This is a genomic window from Vibrio sp. 1F255, assembly GCF_041439145.1.
Classification (GTDB): Bacteria; Pseudomonadota; Gammaproteobacteria; order Enterobacterales; family Vibrionaceae; genus Vibrio; species Vibrio crassostreae_C.
Genome location: NZ_JBGONQ010000010.1, coordinates 62608 through 86808, shown reverse-complemented (window position 1 = coordinate 86808; position 24201 = coordinate 62608). Strand labels below are relative to the sequence as shown.

At 45.8% G+C, this 24201-nt stretch carries 15 protein-coding genes and 1 pseudogene; 8 read left to right on the top strand and 8 right to left on the bottom strand.

Translation table 11 applies throughout. The annotated features are described in order from the left end of the window. The 3 genes from ACED41_RS08265 to ACED41_RS08255 all read left to right on the top strand — a co-directional run bounded on the left by ACED41_RS08265 (nucleotide 1) and on the right by ACED41_RS08255 (nucleotide 5252). Nucleotides 1–975, top strand: a complete 975-nt coding sequence (locus tag ACED41_RS08265) for a ParB/RepB/Spo0J family partition protein (protein WP_017065141.1) — start codon at nucleotides 1–3, stop codon at nucleotides 973–975. Nucleotides 976–1068: 93 nt separating this feature from the next. Then, nucleotides 1069–3162, top strand: coding sequence for a GNAT family N-acetyltransferase (locus ACED41_RS08260; protein ID WP_371724771.1), 2094 nt, complete (start codon nucleotides 1069–1071; stop codon nucleotides 3160–3162). Between the two features lie 419 nt (nucleotides 3163–3581). Further along, the gene (locus tag ACED41_RS08255; RefSeq protein ID WP_065584477.1) at nucleotides 3582–5252 is read left to right on the top strand and encodes a DUF342 domain-containing protein; all 1671 of its coding nucleotides are present in this window, start codon (nucleotides 3582–3584) and stop codon (nucleotides 5250–5252) included. A gap of 124 nt (nucleotides 5253–5376) precedes the next feature. On the opposite strand, the gene ACED41_RS08250 is transcribed toward ACED41_RS08255, so the two are convergent. The 6 genes from ACED41_RS08250 to ACED41_RS08225 all read right to left on the bottom strand — a co-directional run bounded on the left by ACED41_RS08250 (nucleotide 5377) and on the right by ACED41_RS08225 (nucleotide 14951). Then, nucleotides 5377–7491, bottom strand: coding sequence for a type I secretion system permease/ATPase (locus tag ACED41_RS08250; RefSeq protein WP_371724770.1), 2115 nt, complete (start codon nucleotides 7489–7491; stop codon nucleotides 5377–5379). A gap of 18 nt (nucleotides 7492–7509) precedes the next feature. Then, complete coding sequence (locus ACED41_RS08245) at nucleotides 7510–9420, bottom strand: LapD/MoxY N-terminal periplasmic domain-containing protein (RefSeq protein ID WP_017061208.1); 1911 nt, start codon at nucleotides 9418–9420, stop codon at nucleotides 7510–7512. Nucleotides 9421–9425: 5 nt separating this feature from the next. Continuing rightward, nucleotides 9426–10094, bottom strand: a complete 669-nt coding sequence (locus ACED41_RS08240; protein ID WP_019823329.1) for a transglutaminase-like cysteine peptidase — start codon at nucleotides 10092–10094, stop codon at nucleotides 9426–9428. A gap of 59 nt (nucleotides 10095–10153) precedes the next feature. Continuing rightward, a complete protein-coding gene (locus tag ACED41_RS08235; protein ID WP_017061206.1) occupies nucleotides 10154–11545 on the bottom strand; it encodes an HlyD family type I secretion periplasmic adaptor subunit in 1392 nt (463 codons plus the stop codon). A 112-nt stretch (nucleotides 11546–11657) separates the two neighbouring features. Beyond that, on the bottom strand, nucleotides 11658–12944 hold the full coding sequence (locus ACED41_RS08230; protein WP_371724787.1) for a sigma-54-dependent transcriptional regulator: 1287 nt from the start codon (nucleotides 12942–12944) through the stop codon (nucleotides 11658–11660). A gap of 84 nt (nucleotides 12945–13028) precedes the next feature. Next, nucleotides 13029–14951 carry an ATP-binding protein gene (locus ACED41_RS08225; protein ID WP_229647589.1) on the bottom strand — a complete coding sequence of 641 codons (1923 nt, stop codon included), beginning with the start codon at nucleotides 14949–14951 and terminating at the stop codon, nucleotides 13029–13031. Nucleotides 14952–15117: 166 nt separating this feature from the next. Here ACED41_RS08225 and pdxH point away from each other — a divergent pair, with 166 nt between their 5' ends. Continuing rightward, nucleotides 15118–15753: a pyridoxamine 5'-phosphate oxidase gene (gene pdxH / locus ACED41_RS08220; protein ID WP_137001607.1), complete on the top strand. Its 636-nt coding sequence runs from the start codon at nucleotides 15118–15120 to the stop codon at nucleotides 15751–15753. A gap of 102 nt (nucleotides 15754–15855) precedes the next feature. Here the strand turns inward: pdxH and ACED41_RS08215 are convergent, their stop codons facing one another. Further along, nucleotides 15856–16638 (bottom strand): helix-turn-helix transcriptional regulator, encoded by a 783-nt coding sequence (locus ACED41_RS08215; protein WP_032546410.1) that lies wholly within the window; start codon nucleotides 16636–16638, stop codon nucleotides 15856–15858. 364 nt (nucleotides 16639–17002) lie between these two features. Then, nucleotides 17003–17179, bottom strand: a pseudogene (locus ACED41_RS08210) (SUMF1/EgtB/PvdO family nonheme iron enzyme); the annotation flags it as partial. Between the two features lie 258 nt (nucleotides 17180–17437). Here ACED41_RS08210 and ACED41_RS08205 point away from each other — a divergent pair. From ACED41_RS08205 to putP, 4 genes are all read left to right on the top strand, one after another. Next, nucleotides 17438–18262: an AraC family transcriptional regulator gene (locus tag ACED41_RS08205; RefSeq protein WP_136982552.1), complete on the top strand. Its 825-nt coding sequence runs from the start codon at nucleotides 17438–17440 to the stop codon at nucleotides 18260–18262. A gap of 181 nt (nucleotides 18263–18443) precedes the next feature. After that, complete coding sequence (gene putA, locus ACED41_RS08200; protein ID WP_371724769.1) at nucleotides 18444–21581, top strand: bifunctional proline dehydrogenase/L-glutamate gamma-semialdehyde dehydrogenase PutA; 3138 nt, start codon at nucleotides 18444–18446, stop codon at nucleotides 21579–21581. Between the two features lie 11 nt (nucleotides 21582–21592). Further along, the gene (locus ACED41_RS08195) at nucleotides 21593–22297 is read left to right on the top strand and encodes a 1-pyrroline-5-carboxylate dehydrogenase (protein ID WP_371724768.1); all 705 of its coding nucleotides are present in this window, start codon (nucleotides 21593–21595) and stop codon (nucleotides 22295–22297) included. A 183-nt stretch (nucleotides 22298–22480) separates the two neighbouring features. Continuing rightward, nucleotides 22481–23971 (top strand): sodium/proline symporter PutP, encoded by a 1491-nt coding sequence (gene putP, locus ACED41_RS08190; protein WP_371724786.1) that lies wholly within the window; start codon nucleotides 22481–22483, stop codon nucleotides 23969–23971. Nucleotides 23972–24201: the final 230 nt, after the last annotated feature.

Below are 24201 nucleotides of genomic sequence, written 5' to 3'. Positions count from 1 at the left end.
ATGGCAATTAAAACATCTGACTTAAATGCAAAGCTATTTGGTAAAGCAAACAAACGTCGCGTAGCAACACCACAAGAAGCGCAAACAGCGGCAAAAGAACAGGCTCAAGTGATCGAGCTTTCTGTTGCTGGCGAAGATCTGGTTTCATTTGAATTGGTTCGAATTCCTGCGGCTGAAGTGGCAACTCGAACGGTTGTTTTTGAAGAGAACGCTCGTGAGCAATCTTTCTTAAATGAGCACGCGCTTTCTGATGTTCTTACAACATTGAAAGAACGTGGTCAGCAATACCCTGCGGTCGGTCGTAAGAACAAAGACGGTAAGATTGAAGTTCTTGATGGTAGCCGTCGTCGTATGTCATGTATTTTGGCTGACAAAGAGTTCCTAATCTATGTTGCTGAAAACATTAACGGCGAACACGCTAAGTTCCTATCAGACGTAGCTAACGCTCATAAACCGCTTTCTCTTTACGAGAAGGGCAAAGAGATGCAAGCGAAGCTAGATAAAGGCGAAGCTGAAGACCAGAAAGCACTGGCAAAAATGTTCCAGTGCAGTGAAGCTTTGGTGAGTGGTGCATTGAAAGCAGCCGCTTTGCCACTTGAATTGCTACAAGCTTACCCAAATGTGAGCGACCTTGGTCGTCCAACAATTGTTAAACTACACAAGCAGTTTGGTGGATTGACGAGTGAACAGCAGCAAACACTACTGACTAAGTGTGATGCTTCTGAAGGTTTTGTATGGCAGCGTAGCGAAGCTCAAGGCGTAACTCGTCTAACCAAAGACGTGACAGAAACTCTGGAAGGTTGGATTCTTGAATTGGCGCCAGCGCCAGCGAAGAAAGCTTCTCCAAAAGTTGAGCTTATTAAGGGCCGCGCATCATACAGCCGCAAGGGTTCAAACTTGGCGTTGAACCTTAAGAAAGTTGATGATGCAACAATGGAAGAAATCCTCGCCTTCGTTCAATCGAAGCTCGACTAAGTCGACGACTTTTCATTACTCCTCTAAAGCCGCTTAATGCGGCTTTTTATTTGGCTGTGATAAACTGTGTTTAGATGAATCTGGACGCTAACTATGACAAACCCAACCAACACTTTTCTGCATACACTTTCTAATATTGCTCAACATAACGATCACCGTTACGGCGTGGTCTTTGATGGCGAATTTGATTGGCAAAACTCAGCTGTTTTTACTTTCCTTCAAGACTCACACAGTCCGAGCATCTTCCAGATTGGCGGTACGCCATTTGAAGGTGTGATTCATGCTCCAGTAAAAAAAGGCCAACAACTGCTTGGTCGTGAGTGTCAGGTTCTTGTTTGTGATTTTAGAGAGCAGTTCGATGCGAATGGTTTTAGTGCCGCGTTGGGTTCGTTAGTTGGTGGTGGGCTGTTGTTGGTGTTGCCGCCAAAAGTTAATGCCTCTGAAGATAGTGAAAGCTTTGGTCAACGTTGGTTAAAACGTCATTTCGATAAACTGATGTCTGTTTCACAACACAATGAAGCCTGCGATGTAGTTCAAGCAACTCACGCTCTTCCTCAGATGCAAAGCGCCCAAAACGGGTTGGATAAATTTGAACAGCAAAACACGGCTGTTGAATTAGTCAAAAAAGTGGTGTCTGGACATCGTAAACGTCCTTTGATTCTCACTGCGGATAGAGGGCGTGGTAAAAGTTCGACATTGGGTATTGCCGCTGCGCAGCTGTTAGTTGAGCGTCACGGGTTTAATATTGTTGTTACCGCACCTTCAGTGAAAGCGGTAGAGCCGGTATTTTCCCATGCTAGCCAAGGGTTGGAATCTTGCGAAGTGGTCAACGCTACTCACATTCGTCATCAAGGTGGCAGTTTAAGATTCGTCGCAACAGATGAATTACTTAAATCTAAGCCTGATTGCGATCTGTTATTGGTTGACGAAGCAGCTGCAATTCCAATTCCGATGCTTAAATCCATGGTCGACATCTATCACCGTATGGTCTTTTCAACCACGGTACATGGTTACGAAGGCAGTGGGCGAGGGTTCGGTATTAAGTTTGAGTCTTGGCTTTCTGAGCATCGTCCGGGGTGGAAAGGCTTTAAGCTCGAACAACCGATTCGTTGGAATAGCAACGATCCGCTAGAAGCTTGGTTGTTTGATTGCTTCCTACTTGGTAATGACGCATCAGTCACTGAATCGGCGGTTGATGAAATCGAAGGCTTTTCTGCTGACGCAATCAACCAATTAAACTTGGGCGAGTTATCAAAATCAGAATGCTTGGCTAATCCTGAGCAGCTACAACAATGTTTTTCTCTTCTCGTGGATGCGCACTATCAGACCTCGCCAAATGACTTAATGCAATTTCTCAACAATCCAGCAATCCGTTTATACGCCGCTTGGCAGCAAGATAAATGTTTAGGTTGTATGTTAGTGACGGAAGAGGGTGGTTTGGACAGCGAGTTGATTGCTCAAGTTCAACTTGGAAAACGCAGGCCTCAAGGTCACCTTGCCTCTGTATTACTGGCAAACCAATTTGGCTGTACTCAGGCGGCGACCAGTCGGTGCCTTCGAGTTATGCGCATTGCTGTTTCAGCACGTCATCAAGGTTTGGGTATTGGCCGTTGGATGTTGGCTCAGTTATCACAGCAAACCAGCCAAGCAGATTATCTGGCGACAAGCTTTGGCGCGACCAGCGAATTGATTTCTTTTTGGCGTGGTAGTGAATTTGAAGCTGTGCACATCGGCCACCAGCGAGATCAGGCCAGTGGCTGTCACTCGGTTCTGATGGTTAAGGCGCTTAACTCAAACTCTCAAGGCTGGATAAACCAAGTTCAAAATCACTTCGAGCGTAGCTACTGTTTTCTTGTTTCAGGTTCTTTGGTTTCACTTGAAACCGATATGGTGCGAGCTCTGCTGCCAAAGAGTGTTCACACCGTTAGTGAGTTTGAAACTCAGTTAGTTAGAAATTACGTGAACGGTGGCAACAGTTATGATGCGATCAGCTTCAGCGTACTGAACTTGATTCTACTCAGTAACGATCGAAACATAGGTATTTCTGACTTACTCATCGCAAAGGTTGTTCAGCAGAAAGAGTGGGGGACTTGTGTTGAACAGTTTAATCTTGTTGGTCGTAAACAAGCAGAGATTCAGTTTCGTAAAGATGTCGATGTTTTGCTAGCAAATTTACAGTGTAAATAGGCTAGCCATCATTTAAATAGACTGACCGCTACAAATTAGATTTACAGTGTAAATTAGAATCTTGGATTTACACTGTAAACTGAAGCTCCATATTCAAATCCGTTTTTACCCTGATTATCTGTTACATCACTTCTGTTTCATCTCTCCACTACAGCCTTTAATCTTCTAAAGCTATTCGCCTTTACTATCTAGCCCTACATCGAATCAACATTCAATCGCACGAAATATTCTGAAAAAATTTTCCTATGTATTTGTAAAGGCGAAGCAGATCATAAAATGTGTAAGTCTTATTTATGAGTCATGTTTGCAGAATCGAAAGTAAGTGATGTGACGCTGATTATTCTAATAATGTGATACTCAGCGCAGAATGAATTATATAGACTGAATAACAACTGAGTCATTAGGGATACTCAATTCGAATGTGGGATAACATCGTTACATTGTCGGAAGACAAGCAACAAGTAATGGCATGTCTGCCAACCGGGATTGTGGTTGACGCAAGCTTTGATAACAAGACGCTGCCACCAACCTTGGAAGCTTTGAATGCATCAAACTATTTTCTTTTCGAAGAAGAGGTGTTGCGTTTCGTTACTCTTGCTAAAGAAGGTAAGGGTGAAGCTTATGAAGGAATCTTGATTGCTGAAGTTCGAAATGCCACTGTTGCGGTCGAACTGTCTGATGATGAGATGTTGGCGAGTCTCGTGGTCACTGGTCCCTACAATGGACACCCACTGCGTGGTAGCGACATCATTCAGTGCTTATCTCTAGCTCAAATAACAAAAGGAATAAATAAGTTAGCGCTCAGAAAAGTTCTGATGATGAGTAGCAAACTTAAGCCCGGGGAAAAGTTTACTCAGCCCGTCGCTAAAGGGACACAACCAGTAAAAGGTAAGGATGCTAAGTTTGCCGCTTTGGTTGAAGACATTACTCGCCAAGTCTTGAAGCCTCGCAGCAAAGACGAAGGCAAGATTGATATGCGAGACTTGGGACAAACCATTACCGTTGGTCAAAATGATCACTTAATGAAACGTACCCCCGCTACCAAAGGTATCGCTGGCTTTACCGTTCAAGGCCGAATTATCCCACCGCTTCCTGGGCAAGACAGTTTAATCAAGCCAGGAAAGGGCACCTACATCTCCCCTGAAGATCCCAATTTACTACTCGCCTCACACCCTGGATTGCCCATCATTAAAGATCGAACCATCGAAGTGGATGACGCCTTATGTGTCAGCAACGTCGATGTCTCAACTGGGCATGTTAAATTTAAAGGTAATGTCTTCGTCTCTGGCAACATCGAGCCGGGGATGATCGTCAAGGCGACCGGAAGTGTTACGGTTGGTGGCTTTATCGAATCGGCCGAAGTTCAAGCCCAGGGGGATATCAAAGTCGCCAAAGGCATTATCGGCCATACGACTAAAGAGGGGGAGCCAAAAAGTTGTAAGGTATTCAGTAAAGGCTCTATCACAGCAAGCTACGCACAGAATGCTGAGCTACAAACGGCCAACGACCTTAGACTTGGTGTGCACAGTATGAGTAATGACATTCGCTGTGGTAACAACCTTATCGTGATGGACAGTTTGAAAAAACACGGCACGCTCAGCGGTGGTGAAGCCAAAGTCGGCGGGAAAGTAGAATGTGTCTTCTTAGGTGTTGAGGGAGACACCGCAACTAAAGTACATGGCTTTGCGCGCTACGATGGTTACCGACAAAAGCTAGCCGAGCTGAAGGAAGCTTATAAACACACTCAAGAGCAAACCATGGGTGTGATTCGCCAAGAGTTAGAATTTAAGAAGCGCCCTAAAACCGAGAGAAGCGAAGAGCAAGCCCTAGAAATTGAGCAGCAACGTGAGAAGAATAATCTCGCAATTGAAAACACAAAGTCGCAGCTAGATACACTCGAAGCGGAGTTTGCAACCAACCTTGCTGAATGCACTGTAGAGGTACACGAAAAAGTGTATACCCGAGTGACGATTCAATTTGGTGATGAGACAGTCACAACCAAGCGAACCCACGGCGGAAGTGTTTTCTCATTCAACCAATACGAGATCCAATGTTCGTTTAAGATGGAGCAAGAGGATATTGCTTTGTAGACTTTTGTGCTGAACACAAAGTGACGTATTGTCTAGGTGTCGATACTGACAAATAGAAAAAGGGGAGTTGATGCTCCCCTTTTGCTTTCTACTGATAATGATTTATTTAGGTGGATTGCGCGTTTTAGCTAACCGCTCTCACTCGGCCTTGTTTAAGGTCTGAAAGAACCTGTGCTTTAGGACCATCTGCAATGATGCAGCCTTTCTCCATTACGATCACTCGATCGACAATGTCCAACATCGACGTTTTGTGTGTAATCAGAATTAACGTCTCGCTTGGTAGCAATTGGTTAAGTTGGTGTTTGATGTGCATCTCTGAACGGTTATCCATAGCACTGGTCGGCTCATCCATCAACAACACTGGCGGACGGCCAAGGAAGGCTCTAGCAATGGCAATTGACTGACGTTGACCACCAGACAGCAAGGCACCACCTTCACCCACTTGGCGTTCCAAACCTGCCGGATCTTGTTGAGTAAACGCGGTTACCCCTGCACGGTTTGCTGCATCCATCACGTCACGGTCATCTACTAAAGGGCGACCTAAAGTAATGTTGTCTCTTACCGAACCGTAGAACAAGTTACTGTCTTGCGGCACACAGCCTATATTGCGTCGTACGTCGACATGATGCAGTTGTTCCATATCGGTGTCATCAATGCGTACATGGCCCTCTGTGGGCTTGTAGAGGCCCATAATCAGACGTTCTAGTGTGGTTTTACCTGAACCGATACGTCCAATGATCGCCACTTTCTCACCGGGCTTAATATGCAGAGTTAAATCTCTGATAGAAGCCACGGGCGAATCAGGGTAGTGGAACGTCACTTTGTCGAGCGAGATATGACCTTGAATAATAGGGCGGTGGATGTAGCGCTTACCTTCTTCTTGTTCATCTGGCATCGACATGACTTGCTCAATCAGAGTCATTGATGACTTCGCTTGGTTGTAACGAGTCGAAAGCAAAGACAGTTGAACAAGCGGGCCAATCGCTCGGCCGCTCAACATGGTTGCAGCGATCAAGCCACCCATCGTAAGTTCACCTTCTGCAATTAGATACACGCCAAAGATGATCATACCAACGTTAGTACTTTGCTGAACAAAGCCGGCGGTGTTTTGGATGCTGTCAGTGATGCGTCGGCTTTTGATATTCCAATTCGCCATGTGAGCAACAGCTTCTTCCCAACGGAATTGGAATTGGCTTTGCGCGCTGAACAGCTTAACCGTCTCTAACCCTGCCAAACTCTCAATCAAGTTTGCGTACTTCTGCGAAGCAAGACGAGAGCCTTCTTCAATGGTGCGGCGCAGTGGGCCTTGGATTAGCAATGCATAGACGATCAAAATGACCACGCCAGCAACGGGAACGAATACAAGGTTTCCAGCCATTAGCCAAATTAGCGCTAAGAACATCAGTGCGAACGGTAAGTCGATTAACGAGCCAATGGTTGCAGAGGTAAAGAATTCACGAATGGATTCGAACTCTTGCAAGTTTTTAGCGAAAGCACCGACGGAAGCAGGCTTCGCTTCCATACGAATCCCCAGTACTTTACTGAATAGCTTGGAGGAAATGAGAATATCGGATTTCTTACCGGCAACATCAATGAAGTAGCTTCGCATCAATTTGAGCAGCAAATCGAATAGGAACACGACAAAGATACCACTCGCTAGCACCCACAAAGTTTCAAAGGCGAGGTTAGGGACTACTTTGTCGTACACCAAGCGAGTGAACATCGGCGCGGCAATGGCGAAGATGTTGATCAGAATGGAGGCGATCAACACATCTCGGTAGATGTTTTTAGATTCCCAAATCGTGCTCCAAAACCAATGCCCTTTACGTGTTTTTAGAACCTCTGGTGAACGTTCATCATAGCGAAACTGCTTCTTTACCAAGAAGTAGCGGCCGATGAATTGTTTTTTCAGCTCTTCGACAGGAATGATGATTGGCACCATTCCGCTTTCCGCTGTAATGATTTCCGCTTCTTGCTTCTCTAAATCGATACTGTTGAGAACGCACGCCTCACCTTGTTTAAGCAGTAAAACGGCAGGCAGAATCAGGTGAGGAATCTTTTCTAAGTCGGAACGGTTTTCTTTTGCCACTAATCCTGCTCGTTCAGCAGAGCGTGGGAATAGGAAAGGGGTTAGCTTTCCATCGGATAGTGGTAGCCCATTGATCAACGCTTCGGGCGAGTTAGCTAACCCGTAATACCGGCTAACGTAGATCAGTGAGTTCAATAGTGGATCTTGCATGTGATATAACCCTTACAACTATTTATCAACAATGAAGCCTTGGAACACTTCTACGTAGTTATCAGACAGAATATCTAGCTGAGTCTGAGTTTCTATTCGAGACGCGATGGTGGTGACGCCTAGGTTGTGAGCGGTTCTAGAGATCGACGTTAAGGTAAACTTCTGTTTTTCGTCATCAAGGTTATGTGTGAACAGGTAATCTAGCTTCACATAGCTTGGACGGTATTCGTTGATGTAATCCAGTGATTGGAAGTTACGTCCGTAGTTATCGACACCAAACACCGCTTCAGCGTTGCGAATGGTGTTACACAAAAGTGCCGTGTAGTGCGGAACGTTGATGAAGCAGTTTTCTGGAATCTCAAAGTGCAACAGGTGAGCGATTGAAGCATTCTGTTCAAGCGTCTTACCGATCCAACGGATGAAGCTTGGTTGAGATATACTGCTTGGCGAGAGATTAATAGCGACTGGGCTGGTTACTTCTTTTGCATTGAGCTTTTCAACCATCTTCTCAATAACGTATTGGTCGAGAATGTGGCTCATTTCAAGCTGTTCTAGCGCGTATAGATACTGGTTAGCACCGTAACGCACGCCATCTTTTTCAATCGCAGAGAACACCTCTTGGTGATACGTTTTACCAAAGGCATTGTTTGCAGCCTGCAAACGGAAGGTAATGAGGTCGTTGATGATCGCTTCTTCAACCAACATACGCCATTGTTGTTTGCCCATCACTGCGCCGTGATCGTCTGCGGTTACGTAGCCGTAAGCAAGTTCTCGATTCGCCTTGGCACTTGAGAGTGCGTTATCCACCAGCGACATGATTTCAGTACTGGTTTTACGCTTGTTGCTGTAGGTCACACCAAGAGCAATATGTGGATTCGCAGTGCCTGTTGGGTCTGAACCTAGGCTCTGGATACAGTTTACGATGCTGCTCGCGACAAGTTTCAGTTCGCTCTCATCAATGTTTGGCATGATGAAACCGAACTCGTCACTAGAAATACGAGCGATGGTGATATCTGGAGATGAAATTGAAGCTTGCAGCTGTTCAGCCAGTTGATGAACCAAGGCATCACCTTCTTGATAGCCCTTTTCATCGTACTCTTCACTGATAAACTCCGCTTTAAGTACCGCTAAACCACCTAAGCTCGACTCCTCTAACCATTGAGTTAACTGAGACATGTAGTAAGCACGGTTACCTAGCTGAGATACAGGGTCGATATATGCTCTTTCACGTAACTTCTGAGCTTCTTTCGCTTGGTTTTTAAATGCCAGTTCAACTTGAGTCGACATGTGGTTGATACCATCGACAACCAAGGTGAGATCTTTTGTCTTTGGACGAGCCAGAGGTTCGCCAAACTGATTCTTGGCGATCTGATCCATCTTGGTAATGATCAACGAGAGCGGGCGTAAAGCGCGCTTAAGGATCCAAGAGATAGACACCAAACCGAGCAAGAAGATCGTGCCAAATATGCTCAGTAAGCGGATGAATGCTTGCCAAAGTTGATCGTAGGCAGGGCCTGGGTGACTTACGATCTCGACCTCGGCCAATTGCATCCAGCCACTGGTGATCACGCGGCGGTCATGAACAGGCTCGAACAGGTTTAGGTTGGTAAACCACTCTGGTACGCCAGTTGGCTTTACAGGGTATGAGCGGAGAATGTCTTCACCGCTATCGAGAAAGATCAATCGAACGACTGAGTAAGAACTGCCATCAAACAGGGCGTTGATAACAGACTCCACTGCCACCTTGTCCTTTTCTTCTAGGTAAGGGGCGAGAGCCAGTCCAACAGTATTAATGGTATTACTTACCTCAGAGCGTTGCTGCTCTTCTAAGTATCCACGGGTGGTATTGAATTCGATCATAAAAACTGACGTCATCAGCAGTATGAACACTGCAACCATCCCGACCACAAGCTGTTTATATAAAGTCATTGTACCTACTCATCGTAATTGATAATGGGTTTGTTTAATTTTAGAGAGCGCTCACGTGAACGTAAGTCGTTCCATAAGCTCAATCTTGAAGATTTCCCTGCCAACTTGCCGCTGCCTGCTGCCGACTTGATCAACCAAAGGTTTTTACCGTTAAAACTGTAAATTGGTCTTAGATCTGGGCGTTTGGAACCGCGTTTAATTTCAGGGTTTAAGTTGTCCAAAATTAATGGCTCTGCACTCGGTGTTGAGTAGTAAGCTAACACCATGTGGAACTGGTTTAGTTCCAGTGCTTTTACGTACACTAATCGTAATTTCTTATCTGGGACGCCCAGTTCAAGCAAAGAGAAGTATTTTGCGATTGTGAAGTCTTCACAATCACCGGCGTTGCTGCCTAAAAATTCCAGTGGTGTTGCCCAGTAGTCATTCTTTCCCCACAGTATGTTGTCATCGACAAAGTACATCTGGTTGAAGAACTGGTTCACCGACCTGAGCTTCTCTTTTTCACTTAATCCGTCGTATGACGTCATATTTGAGCGCCATGTTGCCACTCGCTTTCCGGCTCTATCGCCGTAGGTTTTGGTCACTGCATCTATCCACCGTTGGTCGCTCTTGTTGAGCGCCACAGAGGTGAAAGAGGTGAGGACCAGCAGCAATAGCGAAATCCGAGACTTCATAGCCTCTGCTCTTGTCTATTTGCTGTGTATTGAAAGGCGTTATCAAACATCAAACGTCCTTACTCTTTTAGTGCATTGTTTTGAGCGCTTAATAGTGGCTTCAACATGTACTCAAGCACGGTTCTTTTACCCGTGATGATATCGACAGAGGCGGTCATACCTGGAATGATTGGCAACTCTTCGTTCTGTCCAAAATTGTGTTTTTCGGTGCGCACGCGCACGATGTAGAAGCTATTGCCTTCTTCATCTTGGGTGGTATCGGCACTGATGTGCTCTAGCACGCCTTCTAGACCACCGTATTTAGTGAAGTCATAAGCACTGAATTTAACGATGGCAGTCAATTCTGGGCGTAGGAACGCGATATCTTGCGGGGCGATTTTCGCTTCAACCAATAGAGAGTCTTCTGTTGGTACAATCTCAACGATGTCCATACCTGGTTGGATAACCCCGCCGACAGTATTAATACCCAATGTTTTAACGGTGCCTGTTACAGGAGAAACCACCACGGTACGGTTTACTCTGTCTTCTAGGCCAACGGCAGATTCGGTCATTGCAGAGAGCTTGTCTTGGGCTTGATTGAGTTTTTCTTGTTGTTCGGAGCGGAAGTTCAGTGCGGCGTCAATACGGCTGAGCATGGATTCTTTGATTGCTGAGCGTAAAAGAGGAATTTTTAGCTCGCTCGAAGTCATTTCTCGGCGAGTGTCGTTCACTTGTCTTTGCAGTTTAAGTAATTCAATTCGTGGTACCACCCCTTCATCGGCGAGAGGTTTGGTGATATCCAGTTCTTGGCGAGCAAACTGGTAGCTCTGTTTTAGGTTTCGAACACGCGCTTTAATCTCAACTAGGTCTTGCTGTTTCTGTTCAACTTGTTGATCAAAAACGGAAAGCTGGTTTCTCAGATTATTGAGATCTTGACGGTATTCTGCTTTTTGACGATTAACCAGTTGAGGTTGAAGTTCATAGAATTTAGGTGGGAACGCAAGCTTGCCATAATCGAGAGTGACACTTTTCTTCCATTCTTTTTCAGAGAATTCTTCATTGATGACAACACTGGTCAGGGAAGCGGAAAGCATTAACACGTTGGCGGTCAAGTTCGCGACTTGTTGTTCACGTTCGCGGAAGTCAGAACGGAATCGTGTGTCATCGATTAACAGCAGTTGTTGACCTTTTTGAACGCGTTGGCCTTCTTTAACTAAGATTTCTTTAACCAAGCCACCTTCAAGGTTTTGTACCACTTGGATCTGAGAGGAGGGGATCACTTTGCCTTGGCCAACGGTAACTTTGTCGATCTCTGCCCATGCAGACCACCCAATAGCAGCAATAAAAAACAGAACGATCACCCACAACATAATTCGCGCACTGGTGGGCGTATTGAGGAGTAGTGCCGCTGTTTTATCATCGACATACTCAAGCTCGGTCTCGTTCAATTTGCTGAAATTTTTCTGACTCATAACAGTCCTTGTTCGCTAAATAAAAGTGCAAGCCTATTGAGTGTATTCTTACTTTTGATAAATGTTAAGATTTTGCTCATTTAAATCTTTGAATTTATATATTTTTTAAGACTTATCGGTTCTTGAAATCTGTTTTATCGAGTTGGTGCTTTCTTAGTTTGTCATACAGTGTTTTTCGCGACACCTGCAGCTCTTGTTGTACCTCTTTTAAACGACCTTGATGGCGATGTAGCGCCTCAATCAAGATAATTTGTTCAAAGCTATCGGTGCGTTGGTTCAACGACTGTTGTTGCTCTTCAATGCTCATATCGAGTTCATTTTGCTCATCAGTATCGCTGTCGAGCGACGGCTGCTTAATTTGAGTCAGCACTCTGAGTTCAGCATGTTGGCGAAGCTGACGAATGTTCTCAGTCCAATGCGTTGTAATGAGTCGCCGAATCTCTTTTTCTGTAATGACGGGTGGCGGCAGTTGATAGCGACTGGCTGCACCACGAGCAAAGTGTTTGAACAAAGAGCCAATATCTTCCGTTCTTTGCGCCAAGGGTAGTAAATTAAATCGGCGCAGTTCACCTGTAATTGTAGTAGGAACTACTGTAGTTGCGATAATGATACAAGTTGCATTGGTCTTGCATGAGTTTTCACGAAGTAGAGTAGGTTTTAGGTTCGCTAACCACAGCCATTGATCCTGAGTTAGTGCTTCTGTCTCATGGATATAGAGTGTTCCACCTTGATGCTTCAAGAACAGTTGCAAAATAAACTGATGGAATGTCGCTTCGTCACTGCGTGGCAAATTAAACGCAGCGACAGGGCAAAGCTCCGCGGTTTGATGACTGTGTAAATCATGGGTGTATTGTGCTGTGACCCTTTTCCCCGTCCCTAAATCACCAACAAATAATAGAAGTGGGTTAGTTTTGGTATCTAGGGTGATCAATTCTCGGCGTAATGCCTGCATTGATGGTGATTGACCAATCAGTTTCGGGCCAACCTGATTTTGCATTGCCAACTCTTTACGCAATAGGTTGTTCTCTTCAACCAGTGCGAGCTTATCTGCGGCTTTTTTAACGGCAGTGAGTAGGGCATCGACCACAAATGGCTTTTCCAGAAAATCGTAAGCACCGGCTTTCATCGCTGATACCGCGGTTTGCACGTCACCATGTCCGGTAAGTACGATGACCTGAAAATGAGGGTTTTGGCTCAGTAATTTTTGCGTTAATTGAATGCCATCCATCACTGGCATGTGAATATCGGTGATGACAATTCCGGCTTGCGTGGTATCTATTTTCTTTAATGCCTCAATAGCATTGGGAAAGCAGACGATATCGATGCCTTCAATGAGCATGGCTTGTTCTACGGAGTCTCGAATGGCGGGTTCATCGTCGACAAAATAGAGTTTAGGCATAGAGTGCAAAAGTCGAGTCCTTAGCTGTAGGTGAGATTAGCAGTAATGTGAAATTCGTTTTCCGTTAACAATAACAACGGCGTGTTAGCCCTTATCGTTATATAACGGGATGTTTAGCGAGAATACCATGCCTGAAGGCTCTAATCGGTTCGCGCTGATCGTGCCGTGATACGCTTCAATAATCCGTTTCGATATTGAAAGCCCTAGCCCTAAGCCTTCCGGTTTGGTGGTAAAAAACGGGTCGAACAGCTGTTCTAGCTTATCGTTCGGCATGCCAATTCCGTTATCCCAAATGATCAGCTGACAAGCGTCATGATGCAGTTGCCATTCGATGCCTATCTGTGGGCTAGCCTGTTGGTCAACGCTTTCCAGGTTTTGTTGCTCCTGCAAGATTTTGTGTTCAAGAACTTGTTGTTGCAGCGCTTGAGTCGCGTTGTGAATCAGGTTCACTAGTACTTGCTCGAGTTCGGTTGGATGAATCGCAATATTGATGTCATCTGGCACCGTGCTTAGCCTTAGCGTAATGCCTTGCTTGATCATCAGCGCACTGAGAATGCTAGTGGCGTTATTGACCGCTTGATGCAGGTTCGCCACATGATGTTCTTGTTTGGTGACCTTGCGAGTAAAGACTTTGAGTCGCGCGATGATGTCGGTAATGGTGTTGTTGAGGCCAATCATTTTCTCAAGATTGCTTTTCACTAAATCGGTTCGTTCCATTTCCAGTAGCTTTAAGCTGTTTTCACTGTAGGTTCGCAGTGCTGCAAGCGGTTGGTTGATTTCGTGGTTAATGCTGGCTGACAGCTCACCGAGTACCGCTAGTTTCGCGGTTTGTGTCAGCTCTTGTTCTGTCTGTTTCAACTTCGACTGCGACTCTTGGTATTGAAAAAGGGTTTGTTGCAGCTGCTGATTGGATTGCTTCAAGTAGTGGGTACGTTTATCAACGGTTTGCTCTAGGTTTTGGTTGAGTCGGGTCAACGCCACTTTCGCGAGATAAGTCTGGCGCCACGACCAAGCGATGAGCATCACCAAGCTGTAAATCACCACGAAGATGACATCGATCTGAAAGATTTTAATAAGTTCAGCTCTGGTCTCTTTTAGGGCGACGACTTGGTACTGGTTGTTGCTGATGGTAGCGGGGTAAAGATTAAAAGCACCAAGCTTGAATAACTGGTTGGCGGTGAGCTCTTTTCGGATTTCATTGGATTGAAGGTTGCTAGATTGATTGGCGTTGCTAGCTTCTGACTGAGATCTTGAAGAACGAAAGGCTTCGATGATCGAAATTTCGCTTTGACCGTATTGGCGTTGAAGTGCGATATCCGTTTGTTGTTGCTGCGTTAATGGCAACAGTGAATGATAAAGCCATGGAGCTTGGCTTGATAGAAAGACCACTTGGTTCGAGTCGAGTACTACGATCTCAAAGTCGTCGCTGGTCAGGATGTTTTCGAGGTTTTCTAAACTCACTTTTACGGTGATAACCCCCACAATGTGATTCTCAACATACAGCGGTGAAGACAGAAAATAACCGCGTACGTTCGAACGAGCGCCTAGCGCGACATATTGTGTGTTGTTACCTTGAATGGCAGAAGCAAAGTAGGGACGAAACGAGAAGTTCTCACCTACAAAGGTACGAGGCTTTTGGTAATTACTGGAAGCGACCACAGTACCGCTCGGGTCATGAATATAGATGGTGTCGGCTTGGCTTTGATTCGACCATTCAAACAGCAATTGATTGAGCTGCGCAGCGGAAATCTTGTTTGCTCGTTGTGATGAGTCAAAATAAGAGAGCAAGCGCGGGTCATGGCTGAGCAAATCTGGGATCTGTTTGAATTTATCCAGCTCAGAATCGATTTGTAGATTGGCTTTATTCGCCGCTTCATCGAGTTGCTGAGTGACGATTTTTTCTTGGAATTGTACTGCCATAAAGTGGGTTGCGGTCAGCCCTGCAGCTCCCAATAACAATGAGAATAAAACAAAGGGCGTCATTAGGTTAGGCAATATTTTGGTCACTCGGATCTCAGCTTGTCATCGGTTTGTATAAAGATTATCAATATGATGGAGAGAGTACCGAGATCTTGTTAACACAGAGCACCTTCTGTGAGACAAAACCATGGCTTAGACTTGTGTTTCAAAGGATTACGGCGCAAAATCACAAAAAATTAAAAGGAGCAACCAAATGGAACTGACAGATATTCGTCGCGAATACGCTAAGGGTGGATTGAGACGCAAAGACTTGGCCCCAGACCCGATTGAGCAATTCAATCTATGGCTAGAGCAAGCCATTGAAGCGAAGTTGACGGACCCTACTGCCATGACAGTTGCTACGGTTGATGAAAATGGTCAGCCATTCCAACGCATTGTTCTGCTGAAGAATGTGGATAAAGACGGTTTCGTTTTTTACACCAACCTAGGTAGCCGTAAAGCGCACCAGCTTGAGCACAACAGCAAAATCAGTTTGCACTTTCCTTGGCATCCACTTGAGCGACAAGTTCATATTACGGGCACGGCTGAAAAGCTGACGGCTATGGAAAATATGAAGTACTTCTCGTCACGTCCAAAAGAGAGCCAATTGGCCGCGATTGCAAGTAAGCAGAGTAGCCGCATCTCAGCGCGTGGGATTTTAGAAGGTAAGTATCTAGAGCTTAAACAGAAGTTTGCCAAAGGCGAGATTCCCGTGCCTTCTTTCTGGGGTGGCTTCCGAGTTCGTGTTGATAGCATTGAGTTCTGGCAGGGTGGTGAACACCGCTTGCACGACCGTTTCTTGTTCTCACGCCAAGACAACAGTTGGGATATTGATCGCCTAGCGCCTTAGGCTGCTTGATCGCTTAGCTGCTTAACAGATCCAAAAATGCCGTTGATTAGACTGATCAAATCAACGGCATTTTTTTGTCTGCATTTTCAGCTGAACAGTCAATCAGTCACTGTGAAGAACAACAGAGATCTGTTTTTTGAGCAGAGTTTCTGGGATCACTGAGCCCAATCCTGAATCCAATGCATACTCAATCAATTGGCTTTTACTGCGTGCATCAAACTTCTGTTTCAATCTGGCGACATGACCTTCGACCGTTTTGATTGAAATGTTTAACGTCGACGCGATGTACTGTGGTTTCTTGCCGAAAAGCAGTAAGAACAGTACCTCTGATTCTCTCGAAGTCAGCCGCTTTTGCAGCTTAGACACGCGCGGCTCTGACCCCGCAAGCGATGCCTGATCGCCTTTTGTTCCTGTGGCCTGACAAACCCAATGACCGACCTCTAAGATCGCGGTATCGGTAAGCTCTTGGCCATAGAAGATGGTGCCTTGGACGTTGTCGTCGTCATCAAGCCATGGTGTTTTAGTAAAGATATGGGCGTGCCAGCGTCCGTCTGGATAGGGGTGAATATCGAGAATCTTAAGGGTACTGCGTGTATCCATCACATGTTTGTCTTGAGCTCTGAAATCTTGTGCGCACTCGGTGGTTTGACTGGGCATGTCGAAGTCGGTCAAGCCAGTACAAGTCTCATTGGGTTTTAAGCCAATCAATTGGTTGTAAGCAAGGTTGGCGTACACGAAGACCGAGTCAGTATCTTTGCAGCCCCAGCAGCCTGGAAGTTGTTCGAATAAAGAACGATGTATGGAGTTGAGTGGATCTGGCAAGGTTTTATCTCGTGTGTTGCGATGTTGCAATAATATCAGTTTCTTATAGCGCTGCAATGGCAATTAGAGTACGAAAAATAAGGGGGGACTGACAGTTAAACGGACTGCTGACTAACTGTGTCAATCACGGAGAATCGATGGGCATAAAGGGTGATAATCAGGCAAAAAAAAGCCAGCCTGAAGAGGGGCTGGCTAAAGACAAGATATGCCTTGTCGACATGTAGAAGATTTTCAGTCTAATTTACGAGGGTCAGGTAAATTAAACTGAGGCATCAATTTGATACCCAGAGTGACTTACTACTCTATCGACGAATCTACTCCTAGGAGTGCTTATGCATAAGGGGGGAATTCCCCTATAAATGCTGCTCAATGTGATAATTGAGAACCTAGAGTAAATATTTGGGATTCTGAGCCTGTGATTGGGAGCCTACAGCTCTCGTACTACTCGGAATCCTAGATAGTTCGCTGCCGTTGAAGGCGGTACGTACAGTTCGTTAAACACTTTTGCTTCTTCAGGAGAGAAGCTCCACGCGCCACCTTTTGCTAGGCCTTTCTGAACGGTTGTCCATTCCCATACATTACCCACCATGTCGTAGAAGCCTGTAAAATGTTTTTCGTGTTCGTGTTCGTGTTCGTGTTCGTGTGATTGCTTGTGAAGCCCCTAAATTCGCCGGAACGATTGGTTTTACAATGCCCGTAGTTTGTACGCTCTTGATCATCTTTCCAGAGGCATGATCATGATGATCGCGATGATGATCTTTTTATTCTCGCGAGCAAATAACTCTCATGAGCATTTACAAATTCATCTTATGCGCATTTAAGAGTATTATTCTTACTATGTTGACCCGAGTATTTTTCTGTCATGTCTAAACCTTTACCCTTTCCTAACCTAGACCTTTCTCCGCTCGGCCTTACTGGCCCTCGTCCTGCTGAGATCATCACTTTGCCATCGCATATGGATTGCCACGATCACCACTATTCTCAGGTGGTGATTGGTTTAAATGGTCAGGCGGAATTTGAAGTTTGCGGTAAAGGTAATCTTATCGGGCCGGGTCAAGGTTGTGTGGTAACAGCGAGCTCTGATCATGCTTTCGGTGGGGTGGTTGGTCAGTCGGATATCCTAGTGCTCAATATGCCTGTGCCAACCGATGATGACCCTCTAATGTTAGAGAAGATTAACCAGTTAGAATCATCGAACGTCTACTTCCAATTAGACGCGCAAATTCAAAAGCTTATCCATATGTTGGTGCAAGAAATGCAGGCGAGCCCGGATGATCTATTGTTAAGCCGTGCCTGCAATGACACGGTGATCGCTCTGATGCAAAGGCACATATCGGCATTTGAAACCTCAATTAAAGACTCGCGTTTTGATCTTGAAGCACTGGATCGCTACATCGAGCAACACCTCGCGAATAAGATCTCTGTCGCTCAGCTTGCGGGCAGCGTGTTCTTGGGCGAAAGCCAGTTCCATATGCTGTTCAAAGAGCAAATGGGCATTACCCCTCACCAGTATGTTCTTGGTAAGCGTATCGATCGTTCTCGCCGTTTAATTGAACAGGGTAACCTTAGCCTTGGTCAGGTCGCAGAACTGGCTGGTTTCTCCGGTCAATCCTCTTTTACTCACACCTTTTCACGCCTTCAAGGCATGTCTCCATCCCAATACAAAAAGAAAATTTCTGTTAAATAGTGAAACAAAACGGCATATTATTTTAAAGTTTCATATGTGACGTTGTGTTTGTTTTGTTAATAAAGCGAGTTTTTAGCAAAAAACTCGGAGTTTTTGACAAGTAATCCTTATATACTCTAAATACACTGCAGCCATTGTAGAGATCCCGGGCTAATTCCGGGTGTGAGATTAAGGAAAACGCATGTTTACAGCTACTGATGTGTTAAAGCCAGAATTCAACGAGCAGTCGCTTGATGATCTATGGTCGCTTATCTCACCATTATATATGGTGGATGAAACCCAATGGCTAGAGCAACTTCTGCCACTAGCTACCCCTTCTGAGTCTGAAAAGCAGCAAATCACAGACAAAACGACTTCTTTGATCGAAGCTATCCGTGCGGATAAGACTTCTATCCAGATGATCGATGCACTGTTGCTTGAATACAGCTTAGATACTCAAGAGGGCATCTTGCTGATGTGTCTGGCGGAAGCCTTGATGCGTATTCCTGATTCAGCAACGGCTGATGCACTGATTCGCGACAAGCTAAGCGTTGCGGATTGGAAGTCTCACCTAAAGAATTCTGATTCGGTTTTTGTTAACGCTTCGACTTGGGGCTTAATGCTAACAGGCAAGGTGGTTGGACTTTCATCGAACGAGCAGAGTGCTGGACAAGCGGTTAACCGTTTAGTGAACAAGCTTTCTGAGCCGGTAATTCGTAAAGCGATGCACCAAGCGATGAAAGTGATGGGTCACCAATTTGTTCTTGGCCGCAGCATTGCTGAAGCGCAAAAGAACGGTAAGTCGATGCGCGACAAAGGCTTTACCTACTCATACGACATGCTAGGTGAAGCAGCACTGACCACAGCTGACGCAAATAAGTACTTTAAAGATTACCTAATGGCGATTGAAGCCGTAGGTCGAGACACTTATGTCTCTTCAAAATCTAGCCCAGCGCCATCTGTGTCTATCAAGCTTTCTGCACTTCATCCTCGTTACGAAGTGGCGAACGAAGACCGCGTACTGACTGAGCTATGCGACACGCTAGAGCAGTTACTGCGCCGTGCGATTGAGCTTGATGTTGCGATCACGATTGATGCAGAAGAAGCGGATCGCCTAGAGCTTTCGCTTAAGTTATTCGAAAAACTGTATCGCAGCGAGCTAGTGAAAGGCTGGGGCAAGTTTGGTCTGGTTATTCAAGCGTATTCAAAGCGTGCGTTACCGGTTCTAGTTTGGCTAAACCGCCTAGCAAAAGAGCAGGGTGATTTGATCCCGCTTCGCCTAGTGAAAGGCGCGTACTGGGACAGCGAAATCAAATGGTCACAACAAGCGGGCTTTACTGATTACCCAGTTTACACACGTAAAGAAGCGACAGACGTAGCTTACCTTGCATGTGCACGTTACCTATTGAGCCCAAGCGTTCGTGGCAATATCTTCCCGCAGTTTGCGAGCCACAATGCTCATACGGTTTCTGCTATTGCAGTAATGACCGATCATAAAGACTTTGAATTCCAACGCTTACACGGCATGGGTGACTCGCTTTACAACCATGCGATGGAAGCTTACCAACAGTCAGTACGTATTTACGCACCGGTTGGCAGCCACAAAGATCTACTGCCATACCTAGTACGTCGCTTGCTAGAAAACGGCGCAAACAGCTCGTTTGTACACCGTCTAGTTGATGCACGTTGCCCTGTGGCAGAGCTGACTCAACACCCAGTCGATATGCTTCTGGCGTTCGATACATTAAACAACACTAAGATTCCTCTGCCTCCAGCGGTATTCCCTGAGCGTAAAAATTCATACGGTGTGAACATTGATATCGAAAGCGAAGCGCATCAGTTTGAAGAGCAAGTAAAAGGCTTCTTAAACAATCAATGGACTGCGGGCCCTGTGATCAACGGTGAATCTCTTGCCGAAAGCATGATCAAGGCTGATCAGAACGTTGAACAAGTGACTGCACCTTATGATCGTCGAATTAATGTGGGTCAGGTGGCTTTCGCTAACCTTGATCATGTTTCCGCAGCGATCACTGGCGCTGATGCAGCATTTGCTGATTGGAACGCAACTTCAGTTGAAACCAAAGCGGCAGCGCTTGATAAGTTGGCTGACCTGATGGAAGACAACCTCGCTGAGCTGGTGGCAATTTGTCATCAAGAAGCGGGTAAGACGATTCACGACAGCGTTGATGAAGTACGTGAAGCGGTCGACTTCTGTCGTTACTACGCAAAACAAGCGGATAACCTACAAGGTTTCGAACTAAAAGGTTTTGATGGCCAAACACGAATTGCTTCTCGACAAGGTCGTGGCGTGTTCGTTTGTATTAGCCCTTGGAACTTCCCTCTAGCTATCTTCCTTGGCCAAATTACAGCTGCACTAGTGGCGGGTAACACGGTTGTGGCTAAGCCTGCCGAGCAAACAAGCTTAATTGCAGCTCGCGCCGTTGAACTGATGAATGAAGCGGGTTTCCCTGCTGGCACTATTCAGTTACTACCGGGGCGTGGCGCTGAGATCGGCAGTGCACTTACCAGCCATGATGCCATTGCGGGCGTTGCCTTTACGGGTTCAACACCAACAGCACAACGTATCAACGTGTCATTGGCAAGTCGTAACGCTAAGCCTGTTCCGTTTATCGCGGAAACCGGTGGTCAGAATGCGATGATCGTCGACAGTACCGCACTGCCTGAACAGGTAGTCCGTGATGTTATTCGTTCGGCATTCGCTTCTGCAGGTCAACGTTGTTCTGCGCTACGTGTGCTTTACATTCAAGAAGACATTGCAGATCGCGTGATTGGACTAATTCACGGTGCGATGGATGAGCTAAGCGTTGGTATTCCACATCTTCATAAAACGGATGTGGGCCCAGTTATCGACCAAAACGCGAAGCAGAAGTTGATGACGCACCTAGAAAATATGACTAAGACCCAGAAGAAAGTGGCTCAACTTTCTCTAGGAGCGGATTGTGAACATGGTGACTTTGTTCCACCAAGTGCATTTGAAATCGATGACATCAGCTGTTTGAAAGAAGAGCAGTTTGGTCCTGTACTGCATATCGTTCGCTTCAAAGCGAGTGAACTGGCGCAAGTGGTAGACCAAATTAACCAAACCGGTTTTGGCTTAACCATGGGCATCCACAGCCGTAACGAGACAACTTACCGTTGGATCGAAAAACACGTTCGTGTGGGTAACTGTTACATCAACCGTGACCAGGTCGGCGCTGTTGTTGGTGTACAACCATTTGGTGGTCAAGGCTTGTCTGGTACTGGCCCTAAAGCGGGTGGTCCTCACTACCTATACCGCTTTACTGATGTTCATTTCTCTCAATCACAAGACAAGGCATAAGGAGCAGTATCATGGTTCATCAAGTGACAGGTTTTTCTGATGCTTTCTTGGCGTGGGAACAATGGAATCTTACCGATTTTGATCATAAGAGTGCTCAGGTACTTGCATTCAAATCAGAGATCGAAAGCCAATCTACGTCTTTGGCGGCAGTGGCAACTTATCACCTAGAGCAGGCCTCTGCGCTGCTTTCTGAGCAGCACCTAATGGCTGGCCCGACTGGTGAAACAAACGAGCTGTATGCTGCAGGACGTGGTGTGGCTTTGGTGATTGTTGATGATTGCCAAGACAAAGAGCCAGCACTGCAAACAGCAACCGCGATGATTACCGCAGCACTATTAGCGGGTAACAGCGTGCAATTGTGCAGTGATGAAGTGCAATTCAACACCTTGATCGCTGATGCAGCGAAACAAGCGAATTTACCGACGAACTTGGTGCAGGTTGCTTCGCACGACGCGGCTCAACAGCTGCTGTCTTGCGATGTACGTAGCGCAGGTTACGTAGGTAGCTCACAAACGGCTCAAGCTATCAATTTACAACTTGCTAAGCGTGACGGTGCCATCGTCAGTTTAGTAGCTGAAACGGATCTGACAGTAATGCATGTTGCTCACGATCCACACTTATCGCTGCGTTTCATTACCGAGCGTACGCGAACTATAAATATAACAGCCGTGGGCGGTAACGCGACCTTGCTCGAACTTGGAAGCGAAGCTCACTAACCTTCAGTAACATTGGCTCTAAGCACTTTTGTTTTCTCCATTGTTGGTTTCACCATCTTTGGATTTAACTCATAGTGCCTTGGAGCCTCAATACCTAACTCAATGCACTCGCTTGCCTTTACGGTGAGTGTCTTGCATTGAATTAGGTATGGAAGGCTTTTTACAAATGAGGACTATCAAATGATAGAAAACAGTTTTGCAATAACGACGACGTTCATTGCGTATCTAATTATGATGCTGGCAATCGGTGTTATTGCTTACAAACGTACTTCTAGCTCGACAGACTACTTCCTAGGTGGTCGTTCGCTAGGCCCATGGCCTGCTGCACTTTCTGCTGGTGCATCAGACATGAGTGGTTGGCTACTACTTGGTCTACCGGGTTACGCTTATGCTGCTGGTTTTGAAGCATTCTGGCTTGCTGGTGGCCTGCTAGTTGGTACTTGGGCGAACTGGTTAATCAGTGCTAAGCGTCTGCGTACTTACAGCATTACAACAGAGTCTCTGACGCTACCTGAGTTCCTATCTCGTCGTTTCAATGATAATTCTAAGCTGATCCAAACAATTTCTGCTTTCTTTATCCTTTTATTCTTCCTTTTCTACACAAGTTCTGGCTTGGTAGCAGGTGGTAAATTGTTTGAAACAGTATTCGGCCTAGATTACACAACAGCGGTAATCATCGGTACAGTATGTGTGGTTTCTTACACGCTATTTGGTGGTTTCCTTGCGGTATCTTGGACGGATTTGGTTCAAGGTCTGCTGATGTCTGCTGCGCTATTGATTGTACCAATCGCAGCGATGAACGGTGGTCTTGGTCAGCTATCGACTGATCTTCACAACATCAACCCAGAGCTTCTCACGCTATGGAATGATGTGAAAGGTGAGCCACTTTCTGCTATCGCGATCATCTCGCTAGCGGCATGGGGTCTAGGTTACTTCGGTCAGCCACACATCCTTGCTCGTTTCAAAGCAACACGTAGCAACAAAGACCTAACAACAGCGCGTCGTATCGCGGTGGTATGGTCTGCTCTGTCTATGGTTGGTGCAATGCTAGTAGGTCTGGTTGGTCTAATCTACGTGACTAACTCTGGCGCGCCTAAGCTAGACGATGGCGAGAAGATCTTCATGCTTCTTGTGAACGCGATGTTCCACCCAGTAATCGCAGGTATCTTACTTGCTGCAATCCTAGCGGCAATCATGAGTACTGCGGATTCACAGCTACTTGTATCTTCATCTGCACTAGCAGAAGATCTGTATAAGCAAGTACTTAAGAAAGATGCGACGTCTGAAGAGATTGTTCGTGTAGGCCGCTTCGCGGTTATCCTAATCTCTTTGATTGCACTTGTGCTAGCGATGACGCCAGACAGTTCAGTACTTGGCCTTGTGTCTTACGCATGGGCTGGTTTTGGTGCTGCATTCGGCCCAGCTATTGTATTGAGCCTGTACTGGTCTCGTATGAACCGTAACGGCGCTCTCGCGGGTATCGTGGTTGGTGGTGTGACTATCGTACTTTGGAAACAGTTCACGGGCGGTTGGTTCGATGTGTACGAAATCGTACCGGGAATCATCCTATCAACTATCTCTATCGTTATCGTGAGCCTAATCACTGGCGAGCCAGAAGACGAAGTTAAGAAGCAACACGCTGAGTTCGAGAAGAACCTTGTTGAGCTAGACTAATTTACATTGTAAAAATACCAATGAATTAGCAAAAGACATGAACAATAGAGTCACTTCGGTGGCTCTATTTTTTTATGTGAGTACGACCTTTGTCTTATTTCAAATTAAGTTTATTCGAGGTTTTCTGATATTGAAATGGGGGTTTACAATGTAAATCGAAAGCGAAGGATCTTGAGCGAGAAATGAAAGGTCTGTCTTGTTGGTGGCGTTTGATGTCAAAAAATAAAACA